General features: G+C 72.3%; 10 protein-coding genes. All 10 read right to left on the reverse strand.

Translation table 11 applies throughout. The annotated features are described in order from the left end of the window. Window positions 1-387: 387 nt before the first annotated feature. Complete coding sequence (gene tyrS / locus ABD194_RS05435; protein WP_343988825.1) at window positions 388-1,647, reverse strand: tyrosine--tRNA ligase; 1,260 nt, start codon at window positions 1,645-1,647, stop codon at window positions 388-390. A 124-nt stretch (window positions 1,648-1,771) separates the two neighbouring features. Next, complete coding sequence (locus tag ABD194_RS05440) at window positions 1,772-2,428, reverse strand: DNA-3-methyladenine glycosylase (protein ID WP_343988827.1); 657 nt, start codon at window positions 2,426-2,428, stop codon at window positions 1,772-1,774. Between the two features lie 22 nt (window positions 2,429-2,450). After that, window positions 2,451-3,923: an argininosuccinate lyase gene (gene argH / locus ABD194_RS05445; RefSeq protein WP_343988829.1), complete on the reverse strand. Its 1,473-nt coding sequence runs from the start codon at window positions 3,921-3,923 to the stop codon at window positions 2,451-2,453. A gap of 111 nt (window positions 3,924-4,034) precedes the next feature. Beyond that, window positions 4,035-4,520 carry an arginine repressor gene (gene argR / locus ABD194_RS05450; protein WP_343988831.1) on the reverse strand — a complete coding sequence of 162 codons (486 nt, stop codon included), beginning with the start codon at window positions 4,518-4,520 and terminating at the stop codon, window positions 4,035-4,037. After that, window positions 4,517-5,710, reverse strand: coding sequence for an acetylornithine transaminase (locus tag ABD194_RS05455; RefSeq protein ID WP_343988833.1), 1,194 nt, complete (start codon window positions 5,708-5,710; stop codon window positions 4,517-4,519). The genes argR and ABD194_RS05455 overlap by 4 nt, the downstream gene beginning before the upstream one ends. Further along, the gene (argB, locus tag ABD194_RS05460; RefSeq protein ID WP_343988835.1) at window positions 5,707-6,735 is read right to left on the reverse strand and encodes an acetylglutamate kinase; all 1,029 of its coding nucleotides are present in this window, start codon (window positions 6,733-6,735) and stop codon (window positions 5,707-5,709) included. Before argB ends, ABD194_RS05455 begins: the two co-directional genes overlap by 4 nt. After that, complete coding sequence (gene argJ / locus ABD194_RS05465; protein ID WP_343988837.1) at window positions 6,732-7,904, reverse strand: bifunctional glutamate N-acetyltransferase/amino-acid acetyltransferase ArgJ; 1,173 nt, start codon at window positions 7,902-7,904, stop codon at window positions 6,732-6,734. The genes argB and argJ overlap by 4 nt, the downstream gene beginning before the upstream one ends. Continuing rightward, window positions 7,901-8,944 (reverse strand): N-acetyl-gamma-glutamyl-phosphate reductase, encoded by a 1,044-nt coding sequence (argC, locus tag ABD194_RS05470; protein ID WP_343988839.1) that lies wholly within the window; start codon window positions 8,942-8,944, stop codon window positions 7,901-7,903. Before argC ends, argJ begins: the two co-directional genes overlap by 4 nt. A 43-nt stretch (window positions 8,945-8,987) precedes the next feature. Next, complete coding sequence (gene pheT / locus ABD194_RS05475; RefSeq protein ID WP_343988841.1) at window positions 8,988-11,546, reverse strand: phenylalanine--tRNA ligase subunit beta; 2,559 nt, start codon at window positions 11,544-11,546, stop codon at window positions 8,988-8,990. Window position 11,547: 1 nt separating this feature from the next. Continuing rightward, on the reverse strand, window positions 11,548-12,648 hold the full coding sequence (gene pheS / locus ABD194_RS05480) for a phenylalanine--tRNA ligase subunit alpha (protein ID WP_343989623.1): 1,101 nt from the start codon (window positions 12,646-12,648) through the stop codon (window positions 11,548-11,550). Window positions 12,649-12,766 lie beyond the last annotated feature (118 nt).

The raw sequence follows: 12,766 nt of genomic DNA on the forward strand, positions 1-12,766 counted from the left end.
GTCAAACCTGCGACCCGCCCTTCAGGACGGCCAGACATGACCCGCTTGGTGTCAGCGGTTCCTACGCGGTGAAGCCTACCCGATCATCCGGGCCGCTTCAGCCAGTCCCGCCGACTGCTCGATGACTCGAGAGCCTGTGCGGGCGTCCGGAACCATACCGGATCAACCGGCACGAACCGAACCACGAGGTCAGCCCCGGGACCGGCCAACTTCGCTCTCGATCGTGTCGATCGCGGTGGCGTCCGTTCCTCCCTGTCGGGCTGACGAAGAGAACAGTAACCCCGCCTCTCGGAGGAACACAAATCGGCCGCCGCGCGAGGCGTCCCAGATGCCCGAAAAGCCGGATCCCGTTGTCAGACAGCGGGATCCGGCTCGACAGCGGCGGAATCAGGCGCGCCGCGCTGCTGCGAGGCTCCGCCTGCCGCGCTTGATCACCGCGACGCTCCCGTGCAGGAAGTCGCCCTCCTCGAGCACGCGGTCGGGGTCGGTCACCTTGACGTTGTTGACCGAGGCCCCTCCCTCCCCGATCGCTCTCCGTGCACCGTTGCGGGAGTCGACCAGGCCCACCGCCACGAGGGCGTCGACCACGGGCGTTCCCACGGGCACGTCGGCTCCGGGCAGCTCCGCCGTCGCGTCCCCCAGGGTGCGCAGGTCCAGGCTGCCCAGGTCCCCCTTGCCGAAGAGCGCCTCGGACGCCGCCTGGACGGCGGCCGTCGCCTCGGCACCGTGCACGAGCGTCGTCACGTCGGCCGCCAGGGTCCGCTGCGCCGTGCGCCGGAACGGCTCGCTCGCCACCTGCTGCTCGAGCTGCCCGATCTCCTCGCGCGAACGGTCGGTGAGCGCCTTGAGCATCGCCACGACCGACGCGTCCTCGACGTTGAGGAAGTACTGGTAGAAGGCATAGGGGCTGGTCATGTCGGCGCTCAGCCACACGGCGTTGCCCTCGGACTTGCCGAACTTGCGCCCCGTGGAGTCGACGAGCAGCGGCGTTGCCAGGGCGTGCACCGTCGCACCCTCCGCCCGGTGCACGAGGTCGACACCCGCCGTGATGTTGCCCCACTGGTCGCTGCCACCGATCTGCAGGATGCACCCACGGGTGCGGTAGAGCTCGAGGAAGTCGAGCGCCTGCAGCATCTGGTAGCTGAACTCCGTGTAGGAGATCCCGTGCTCGCTCTCCAGGCGCCTGGCGACCGCCTCCTTGCGGATCATCTGGTTGACGCGGAAGTGCCTGCCGACGTCGCGGAGGAAGTCGAGGGCGCTGAGCGGGGCCGTCCAGTCGAGGTTGTTGACGAGCAGCGCGGCGTTGTCGCCCTCGAAGTCCAGGAGCGGACCCACGAGCTGCTGGATGCGCGCCACCGACTCGGCGATCGTGTCCTTGTCCTGGAGCACGCGCTCGGCGTCGGGCTTCGGGTCCCCGATCAGCCCGGTGGACCCGCCGACGAGGCAGATGACCCGGTGGCCGGCTGCCTGCATGCGCCGGAGCACCGAGAGCTGCACGAAGTTGCCGAAGTGCAGCGAGGGCGCGCTGGGGTCGAAGCCGCAATACACCGTGACCGGTCCGTCGGCGAGGGCCTTGCGCAGCGCCGCCTCGTCGGTGGACTGTGCCACCAGGCCGCGCCACTGCAGCTCGTCGAAGATGTCCGTCACGGGTATCGGTGTCCTCTCTGTCGGGTGGGCCGGTCGCCCACTCCGGTCACAGCCTGCCGTATGCCGTCACGCCCGGGCCAACGAGTAGCCCCTGGTCCCGAATGCCGGGCTTCCGGCAGGTCGCTCACGAGCGTGGGGCGGTCGCGCGGCGCCGTTTCACCGTGCCGGGACGGTAGGCGGAGACGAAGCGGTCGCCCTCGAGGAAGAACCGCCATGGGTATGCCGTGCCATCTCCTCCCGGACCGCTCACCCCCACGCGGGGCCCCGTCGCCACGGCACCGGCCGCCACGGGCCGAGCGGGTTCGGCCACGACGAGGTCGATGGGCTCTCCGAGGACCGGCCGGCAGAAGTCTCGCCCGGTGTGCTCGCCGCCCATGCACAGTGCCTGGCCCAGCCGGCCCGGCCCCCTGGCCCAGTCGCGTTCGGCGACGGTGCCACGCCGTGCCCGGACGAGCTCACGACCCTCGACCACCTCACCGGCCCGGACCAGGACGGCCTCGGCGGTGCCCTCCTGTCCGGCGACGAGGTTGAGGCACCAGTGGTTGCCGTAGGTGAAGTAGACGTAGGTGAACCCAGCCGGACCGAACATCGGCCGGGTACGCGGCGTCTCCCCGCGGAAGGCGTGCGACCCGGGGTCGACCTCACCGGCATACGCCTCGACCTCGGTCAGCCGCAGCGTCACCCCGCCGAATGAGAGCAGGCAGCCGAGAAGGTCCCGGGCGACCTCCACGGACGACCTGGCGAAGAAGTCGCGCGGGAGGCGGCAGGTGTCGGTGCTCACCGGGGACACGCTAGCCGCACCCTCAGACGCCGGACGAAGACCACCGGCGCGCGTCGGCGAGCCGGTCACGGGCGGCGGCGAGCTGCTCGGCCACTCGCACGGGCGCGGTCCCGCCCACGGCGTCGCGCGACGCGAGCGACCCGGCGACGGACAGCACCGAGCGCACGTCCGGCGTGAGGTGCTCGCTGATCCGGGTGAAGTCCTCGTCGGTCAGGTCCCAGAGCTCGATGCCACGCGACTCGCACTCGCGCACGCAGGCACCGGCCACCTCGTGGGCCACCCGGAAGGGCACGCCCTGGCGCACCAGCCACTCGGCGATGTCGGTGGCGAGGGCGAAGCCCTGGGGCGCCAGCGACTCGAGGCGGTCGGTGTGGAAGGTCAGCGTCGCGACCATCCCGGAGAAGGCGGGGAGCAGCACCTCGAGCGTGTCGATGGCATCGAAGACCGGCTCCTTGTCCTCCTGGAGGTCGCGGTTGTACGCCAGCGGCAGCGCTTTGAGGGTCGTCAGCAGACCTGCGAGGTCACCGACGAGCCGGCCCGCCTTGCCGCGCGCCAGCTCGGCGACGTCGGGGTTCTTCTTCTGCGGCATGATGCTCGAGCCGGTCGAGTAGGAGTCGTGCAGCGTGACGAAGGAGAACTCCTTCGTCGCCCACAGCACGACCTCCTCCGCGATTCGGGAGACGTCGACGGCCGTCATGGCAGACACGAACGCGAACTCCGCGGCGAAGTCACGGGAGGCCGTGCCGTCGATGGAGTTCTCGACGGCGCGCGCGAAGCCGAGGTCGCGGGCCACGGCCTCCGGGTCGAGGCCGAGCGAGGACCCGGCGAGCGCGCCCGAGCCGTAGGGTGAGGCGTCGGTTCGCGCGTCCCAGTCGCGCAGCCGGTCGACGTCGCGCAGCAGCGCCCACGCGTGGGCCAGCAGGTGGTGCGAGAGCAGGACGGGCTGCGCGTGCTGCAGGTGGGTGCGGCCCGGCATGGCGACACCGAGGTGCTCGTCCGCTTGGCCGACGAGGGCGTCGACGACGTCGAGGACCAGGCCAGCGACCACCCGAGCGTGCTCGCGCAGGTACATCCGGAAGAGCGTGGCGACCTGGTCGTTGCGGGAGCGCCCCGCGCGCAACCGGCCGCCGAGGTCGGTGCCCACCCGCTCGATGAGGCCCCGCTCGAGGGCGGTGTGCACGTCCTCGTCGTCCTCGGCCGGGGTGAAGTCACCCGAGAGCACGTCGGCCTCGAGCCGGTCGAGGCCCTCCAGCATGCCCGCGAGGTGCTCGTCCGACAGGAGCCCTGCCGAGTGCAGCACGCGTGCATGGGCGCGCGAGCCGGCGAGGTCGTGGGGAGCCAGTCGCCAGTCGAAGTGCGTGCTCTTGGACAGCGCCGCGAGGGCCTGGTCGGGACCGCCCGCGAAGCGGCCGCCCCACAGGCTCACCCGCGGGGCCGGCGCGCCGGGCGGGTTCTCGCTGCCGTCGCTGGCGGTCGTGCCGGTGGCGTCCGTCATTCGGGTCTCCTCGGTGCTTCGTGGGTGAGTCGCGTGTGAGTCGGCGAAATGCGTTCGTCGGGTCCGGTGCGGGGCGTCTCGTCGGAGGACCGCTGGCCCGTTCGGGCGCGCTCAGTCTCGGCTGCCGGCCAGGGACTGGAGCCGCTCGGCGACCGCGACCGCCTGGGCCGCGGCGCCCGTGACCAGCAGGATGGTGTCGTCACCGGCGATGGTCCCGACGACCTCGGGGTCACGGGCCTGGTCGATCGCCGACGCGAGGTAGTTCGCGGCGCCCGGCGGCGTGCGCAGGACCACGAGGTTGTCGGCGGCCACGGCGGAGACGAGCAGTTCCTCGCACGTGCGGCGCAGCCGCGCCGAGGCCGCGTCGCCGATCGAGCCGACGGCGGTCACCTCGCCGCCCTCGCCCGGGACGGCATACACCAGGGCGCGTCCGCGCCTGACCTTGACCGCCCCGAGCTCGACGAGGTCGCGGGACAGGGTCGCCTGCGTCACCTCGGTGCCCTCGGCCACGAGCAGGTCGGACAGCTCCCCCTGGCTGTGGACCGCGTGGGCGCCGAGGAGCTCGACGATGCGACGCTGGCGCTGGGTGCGGCTCACGAGACCGCCTCCCCCATGGCGCGAGCGGACTCGAGGATCGCGGGAAGGGCGTCGAGGAAGCCCCGGAGCTCGTCCGCCGAGATGACGAGGGGCGGGGCCAGTCGCAGCGCCGTCGGCGTGACCGCGTTGACGATGAAGCCGGCGTCGCGGGCCGCCGCCATCGCGGCGGCTGCAGGTGTGCCGTCCAGCTCGAGCGCGCGGAGCAGCCCGCGACCGCGGGTGCCCTTCACCCCGGGCACGCCGACGTCGTCGAGGAGGGCGCCGACCGTGCGGACGTGCTCGAGGAGGTGGTCGCGCTCGATGGTGTCGAGGACGGCGAGCCCGGCCGCGCACGCGAGGGGGTTGCCGCCGAACGTGGTGCCGTGCTGACCCGCCGTCAGCAGGGCGGTCACGTCGGGGCCGAAGGTCACCAGGGCACCGATCGGCACGCCGCCGCCGAGCCCCTTCGCCAGCGTCATCGCGTCGGGAACGATGCCCGACGACTGGTGGGCGAACCAGTCGCCCGTGCGCCCGATGCCGGTCTGGATCTCGTCGACGACCAGCAGCACGCCGTGGGCCGACGTCAGCTCACGCGCGAGCCGGAGGTAGTTGGTGGACAGCTCGCGCACGCCGGCCTCACCCTGGATCGGCTCCACGAACAGCGCCGCCGTGGTGTCGTCGACGGCGGCGCGCAGCGCCTCCGCGTCGTTCGGCGGAACGAAGACGACCTCGGGGATGAGCGGCTCGAAGGGCTCGCGGTAGGCCGCCTTGTGCGTCAACGCCAGGGCCCCGGTCGACCGGCCGTGGAAGGAGCCCTCGAGGGCGACGATGCGGGTGCGGCCGGTCCGCCGCGAGAGCTTGATCGCCGCCTCGGTGGCCTCGGTGCCGGAGTTGGCGAAGAAGACGCCCGACCCGCTCGGGGCCGCGGCGATGTCGAGAATCCGCTCGGCGAGCGCGATCGCCGGCTCGGAGGTGAAGAAGTTGGACACGTGGATCGCCGACTCGGCCTGCTTGGCGACCGCCTGCACGAGAGCGGGATGGCCGTGGCCGAGCGCGTTGACCGCGATGCCGGAGAGCAGGTCGAGGTAGCGGTTGCCGTCGACGTCGGTGACCCAGCAGCCGTGCCCCGAGGCGAGGACGAGCTGTGGGGTGCCGAAGACCTGCACCATCGCGCCGGCGTAACGGCCGAGCAGGTCGGTGGCCGTGGTCATGGGGCCTCCTCCGGTGTGACGGTCGAGGGCGAGGCGGTGACGGGAGAGCTGGGGGTCGATGGCGTCGACCCGGCGATCTCGGGGAGCACCATGGTGCCGATCCCCTCGTCGGTGAAGATCTCGAGCAGGATCGAGTGCGCCTTGCGGCCGTCGACGACGTGCGTCTGCGGGACGCCGCCCTCGACGGCGCGGATGCACGCCTCGAGCTTGGGCACCATGCCGTGGTCGACGCGGGACAGCAGCTCGCGGGCCGCGCCGACCGTGATCGTGGACAGCAGCGAGCCCCGGTCGGGCCAGTCGGCGTAGATGCCCTCGACGTCCGTGAGCACGACGAGCTTCTCGGCCTCGAGGGCGACGGCGATCGCGGCCGCGGCGGTGTCGGCGTTGACGTTGAGCACCTGGCCCTCGACGTCGAGGTCCGGTGCCACCGTGCTGACGACCGGGACGCGACCGGCGTCGAGGATGTCGAGGATCGCCGAGGGGTTGACGCTCTCGACGTCACCGACGAGGCCGAGGTCGACCTCCTCGCCGTCGACGACCGTGCCGCGGCGGCGAGCGCCGAGCAGGGCCGCGTCCTCGCCCGAGAGCCCGACGGCGATGGGGCCGTGCTGGTTGAGCAGGCCGACGAGCTCGCGCCCCACCTGCCCGGTGAGGACCATCCGCACGACGTCCATCACCTCAGGCGTCGTGACGCGCAGCCCGCCCTTGAACTCGCTCGCCAGCCCGACCCGCTCGAGCATCGCCTTGATCTGCGGGCCACCGCCGTGGACGACGACGGGGCGCAGTCCGGCATACCGCAAGAAGGCGATGTCCTGCGCGAAGGCGGCCTTGAGCTCGTCGTCGACCATCGCGTTGCCGCCGTACTTGACGACGACCAGGGCGCCGCGGAAACGCTCGAGCCACGGGAGGGCCTCGACCAGGGTCGCTGCCTTGCCCGCGGCGACACGGAGGGCGGCGGCGTCGATGAGGCCACGCACGTGGGCGGGCGGCTGGGCGCGGCCGCTGCCGCTGCTGGGGGCGTTCATGTGCTGTAGGCCGAGTTCTCGTGGACGTAGTCGTGGGTCAGGTCGTTGGTCCAGATCGTCGCGCTCTCGCGGCCGGCGTGCAGGTCGACGAGGACGTGGACCTCGCGGGCGTCGAGGTCCACCAGGCTGCGGTCCTCCCCGACCCCGCCGGAGCGGCAGACCTGGACCCCGTTCATCGCCACGTCGAGGGTGGCAGGCTCGAAGGCCGCCCGGGTCGTGCCGACGGCAGCCAGCACGCGCCCCCAGTTGGGGTCGTTGCCGAAGACGGCGCACTTGAAGAGGTTGTTGCGCGCGACCGCCCGGGCGACCTCGAGGGCGTCCTCGACGCTCGCGGCGTTCACGACCTCGATCGCGATGTCGTGCGCCGCGCCCTCGGCGTCCCCGATGAGCTGGCGCGCGAGGGACGAGCACACGATGGTCAGAGCCTCGGACAGCTGTCCCCCGTCGACGAAGACCCCCGACGCGCCGGAGGCGAGCACGACGACGGTGTCGTTGGTCGACATGCAGGCGTCCGAGTCGATGCGGTCGAACGAGACGGCGGTGGCCCTCCGCAGGGCCGCGTCGAGGTCCGCCTGCTCGACGACCGCGTCGGTCGTCAGCACGACGAGCATCGTCGCGAGCGCCGGGGCGAGCATCCCCGCACCCTTGGCCATGCCCGAGACCGACCAGCCCTCTCCCGCGTGCGCGGCGACCTTGTGCACGGTGTCGGTGGTCTTGATCGCGACGGCCGCGTCCTCGTGGCCGGCCGGTGAGAGGGCCGCGCCCGCCGCATCGACACCGGCTGTGACCTTGTCCATCGGGAGCAGCTCGCCGATGAGGCCGGTCGAGCAGACGACCACGTCGCCGGCCGAGATGCCGAGGACGTCCGCGACGTGCTCCGCGGTCCGGTGGGTGTCCAGGAAGCCCTGCGCCCCGGTGCAGGCGTTGGCGCCGCCCGAGTTGAGCACGACCGCGTCGACACGGCCGTCGGCGACGACCTGCCGCGACCACGTGACCGGAGCCGCCTCGACGCGGTTGGTCGTGAAGACCGCCGCGGCGTGGTGGTCGGGCCCGTCGTTGACGACGAGGGCGAGGTCGGGACTGCCGCTGGCCTTGAGCCCGGCCGTGACCCCGGCGGCCCGGAAGCCTGCAGGCAGGTCGACGCGGGCGTGCGGGTGGATGCTGCTCACGGTGCGACTCCTGCGGTCGGCAGGCCCAGGGTCTCCTCGAGGCCGAGGGCGAGGTTGGCGCACTGCACCGCGGCGCCCGCGGTGCCCTTGGTGAGGTTGTCGATCGCCGACACCACGACGACGCGGCGCAGCCGCTCGTCGACGGTGACCTGCAGAAGCACCTGGTTGCTCCCGACGACGGACGCCGTGCTGGGCCAGGAGCCCGCGGGCAGCAGGTGCACGAACGGCTCGTCGGCGTATGCCGTCTCCCAGGCCGCGCGCACGCTCGCCGGGTCGGAGTCCTCCCGCAGCCGCGCCGTGCAGGTCGCGAGAATTCCTCGCGGCATCGGCGCCAGCGTGGGCGTGAACGAGACCGTGACCGGCTCGCCCGCGGCACGGGAGAGGTTCTGCTCGATCTCGGGGGTGTGCCGGTGCACACCGCCGACGCCGTAGGGCGACATCGACCCCATCACCTCGCTGCCGAGCAGGTGCGGCTTGAGGGACTTCCCCGCACCGGACGTGCCGGAGGCTGCGACGACCACGACGTCGTCGGCCTCGAGCAGTCCTGCGGCGAAGCCGGGCGCGAGGGCCAGCGAGATGCCGGTCGGGTAGCAGCCCGGGACGGCGATGCGCCGGGCCCCCTCGAGCCGGTCCCGCTGGACCGACGCCGCCGCCCCGGGAAGCTCGGGGAGGCCGTAGGGCCACGACCCGGCATACGGCGTGTCGTAGAAGGACGTCCAGGCTGACTCGGACTCGAGGCGGAAGTCCGCGCCACAGTCGATGATGACGACCGACTCGGACAGCTGGGCGGCGATGGCGCCAGAGTGGCCGTGCGGCAGCGCGAGGAAGACGACGTCGTGACCGGCGAGGGTCGCAGGCGTGGTCGCCTCGAGCACCCGGTCCGCGAGCGGAACGAGGTGCGGGTGGACGCCCCCGAGACGTTCACCCGCACTGCTGGCCGCCGTCACGGCGCCGACCTCGAACCGCGGGTGGGCGAGCAGCAGCCGGAGGATCTCTCCTCCGGCGTAGCCGCTCGCCCCCGCAACTGCTGCCCTGATCACGATGCATGACTATACACGTTCATGCATATTCGTGCATCCACTCTCAGCGCTGGACGGCTCCCGTGGCCTCGGCCGCCGACGCGACCGCCGCGTCGCGGAAGCCGTTGACCTCGTCGGTCGTCAGCGTGCGGTCGGCAGCGCGGAAGGTGAGCCGGTAGGCCAGCGACCGGTGCCCGGCCTCGATGCGCTCCCCCTCGTAGACGTCGAAGAGCGTCACGGACTCCAGCGACGCCCCTGCGCCCCGGCGGAGCGCAGCCTCGACGTCGCCCGCGGGCACCTGCGCCTCGACGAGCAGCGCGATGTCGGTCATCGCCGGCGGGAAGGTCGAGAACGGGCGTGCCTGGACCGGCTCGGCGCTCGCCGCGACGAGCACGTCGACGTCGAACTCGGCCGCCACGGTCCGCGCCGGCAGGTCGAGCGAAGCGAGCACCTTCGGGTGGAGCTCGCCCGCGTGGCCCACCAGGGTGCCGTCCGCGAGGCTGATCCGAGCGCACCGGCCCGGGTGCCACGGCGCGTGCGCCGGGTCGTTGGCCACGACCACCTCGACGGCGAGCGCGGCGGCGACGGTCTGCACCGCGGCGACCGCGTCGCTCCAGTCGGCGGCGCGGCCCGGGCCCCACCAGCCGGCGTGCTCGATCTGGCCCGTCATGAGCAGGGCCACGTGACGCGGCTGGGCGGGCACGGCGGCATACAGCTGCTCCAGGGTCTCGCCGTCGGGACGGCTGAGCACGCTGGGGATCGGTGCTCTCGCGAGCGGCCCGCCGGGCCGGAAGACGAGGCCGACCTCGAAGAGAGACACGTCCTTGTGGCCGCGGGCGACGTTGCGGCGCAGGGCGTCGACGAGGCTCGCGAGGACCGACGTGCGCAGCAGCGGGCGCTCCTCGCTGAGCGGGTTGGCGACTCGGACCGCGTGCCGGCGGTCGTCGTCGGCACGGAGCATGAGGTCGTCGGCGACCGACTCGGCGACGAACGGGTAGGTCAGCACCTCGGTCAGGCCGGCGCCGGCGAGCGCGTCGGCGACGACCCGGCGGGTCTTCTGCCCGTGGGTGAGCCCCTGGCCCTCGATGGGGGTCGGGGTGATCGACGGGATGTTGTTGTAGCCGTCGATCCGCGCGACCTCCTCCGCGTAGTCGGGGCCGTCCTGCAGGTCGGGCCGCCAGGAGGGCGGTGTGACGAGCACGTGGGTGTCGTCGGTGCCGGCGCCCGTCTCGTCGACCATGCAGCCGAGGTCGCGCAGGATCTGCACGACCCGCTCGCGGGGGTAGTCGAGACCGACGATGCGGCCGGGCTCCGTGACGTCGAGGAGGTATGCGGAGGGCTCGGGCGTGTGGTCGACATCCGTGACGCCGTGGTCCACCGTGCCGCCGCCGTGCTCGACGAGCAGGTCGACGGCCAGCTGGGCGGCAGCCGGGGCGAGCTGGGGGTCGACCCCACGCTCGTAGCGCTTGGAGGCCTCCGTCACGAGCTTGTGCCGGCGCGACGTGCGCGCCACCGACGTGGGGTCGAAGTGGGCCGACTCGATGAGGATGTCGGTGGTCTGGTCGTCCACCTCGGAGGAGGCACCGCCCATGACGCCGGCGATGGCGAGGACGCGTTCGCCGCCGTCGGTGATGAGCAGGTCCTCCGGCGAGAGCTTGCGCTTCACCTCGTCCAACGTCGTGAGGGTCTCCCCCGACTCGGCCCGGCGCACGACGATCGAGCCGGAGAGCTTGCCCAGGTCGAACGCGTGCAGCGGCTGCCCGACGGCGAGCATGACGTAGTTGGTGACGTCGACTGCCAGCGAGATGGGACGCATGCCCATCGCGGTCAGCCGCTGCTGCATCCAGGCCGGACTCGGCCGCGTCGGGTCGATGCCGCGGATGACGCGGGCGACGTAGCGGTCGCACCCGGCGATCCCCTCGATGGGAGCGGCGTCGTCGACGCGCACGGCGTAGCCCGCGTCGTTGACAGCCGGTGTCTCGATGAGGGCGGGGTCGCGGAACCCCCCGGCCGGGCTGCCCTGGGCGTGCCAGTACTCGCGGGCGAGGCCGCGCACCGAGAAGCAGTAGCCACGGTCGGGCGTGACGTTGGCCTCGATGGTCTCCTCACCGAGGCCCAGCAGCGCGATGGCGTCGTCGCCGGGCTTGAGGTCGGCGGCCTTCTCCTCGCCGAGCAGACGCGAGAGGACGATGATGCCCTCGTGGTCGCTGCCGAGGCCGATCTCGTCCTCCGCGCAGATCATCCCGTTTGAGACGTGGCCGTACGTCTTGCGGGCGCTGATGTGGAAGCCGCCGGGGAGGGTGGCCCCGGGCAGGACGACGACGACGAGGTCGCCGACCTCGAAGTTGAGGGCGCCGCAGACGATCTCCTGGTGCTTGCCCTCGGTGAGCATCTGGCCGTTCTCACCGACGTCGACGGTGCACCAGCGGATGGTCTTGCCGTTCTTCTGGGGCTCCTCGACGAAGTCGAGCACCCTGCCCACGACGAGGGGTCCGGTGATGTCGCCACCGTGGAGGTCCTCCTCCTCGATGCCGACGGAGACGAGGGCAGCGGCGACGTCGGCGCCGGTCGTGCCCGGCGGGACCTCGGCGTACTCGGCAAGCCAGCCCAGTGGCATACGCATGTCAGACCTCCATCCCGAACTGCTGCGAGAAGCGGACGTCGCCCTCGACCATGTCGTGCATGCCCTGCACGCCGTGCCGCAGCATGAGTGCCCTTTCGATGCCGAGCCCGAAGGCGAAGCCGGAGTAGACGTCGGGGTCGATCCCGCAGGCGCGCAGCACCTTGCGGTTGACCATGCCGGAGCCGCCGAGTTCGATCCAGCCGGAGCCACCGCACGTGCGGCACTCCCCCGGAGCGGAGTCGCCGTGGCAGGCGAAGCAGACGAAGTCGGTCTCCATCGACGGCTCGGTGAACGGGAAGTAGGAGGCGCGCACGCGGGTTCGGGTGCCCTCGCCGAACATGATGCGCACGAACGCATCGAGGGCGCCGCGCAGGTGCGCCATGGTCAGACCCTTGTCGATGGCCAGGCACTCGATCTGGTGGAAGACGGGGGTGTGCGTCGCGTCGAGGTCGTCGGTGCGGAAGACCTTGCCCGGGGCCACGACGTAGATGGGCGGCTCCTTCTCGAGCATGGTGCGGATCTGCACCGGAGAGGTCTGGGTGCGCAGCACGAGGCCCGAGTCGACGGGGTCGAGGAAGAAGGTGTCCTGCATCTGCCGCGCCGGGTGGTCGGGTCCGAGGTTGAGCGCGTCGAAGTTGAGCCACTCGCTCTCGAGCTCGGGCCCCTCGGCGACCTCCCAGCCCATGCCGACGAAGGCGTCGGCGAGGCGCTGGGCGACCAGCTCGATGGGGTGCCGGGCGCCCGGCTGGCGGCGCAGGGCCGGGAGCGTCACGTCGACGCGCTCCTCGACGAGGATGCGCTCGTCGCGCTCAGCCTCGAGCTCGGCCTGACGGGCGGCGAGGGCCTGCCCGACGCGACCGCGCGCCTGGCCGACGCGCTTGCCGGCCTCGGCCTTGGCGCTCGGCGGGAGGGCCCCGATCTCGCGGTTTGCGAGGGCCAGCGGGCTCTTCTCTCCCTGGTGCGCGATGCGCGCCGCCTTGAGGTCGTCGAGCGACGCGGCCTCGGCGATGGCGGACAGCGCCTGCTGCACCGCGGCGTCGACGTTGGCCGGGTCGAGCGCGGAGACCTCGACGGGGTCGTAGTTCGTGTTGGGTCCGGACATCGGCGTGCGTTCGCTGCTCTCGCTCGGGTTCACGGGTGGGGGCCGCTCGTCGGCTCCGGTCACCCCTGGACTCTGGGTCTGGGTCACCTGCGCCGACGACCCGCCCACCACGAGGCGG

The sequence above is a fragment of the Terrabacter terrae genome (assembly GCF_039529575.1).
Lineage (GTDB): Bacteria > Actinomycetota > Actinomycetes > Actinomycetales > Dermatophilaceae > Terrabacter > Terrabacter terrae.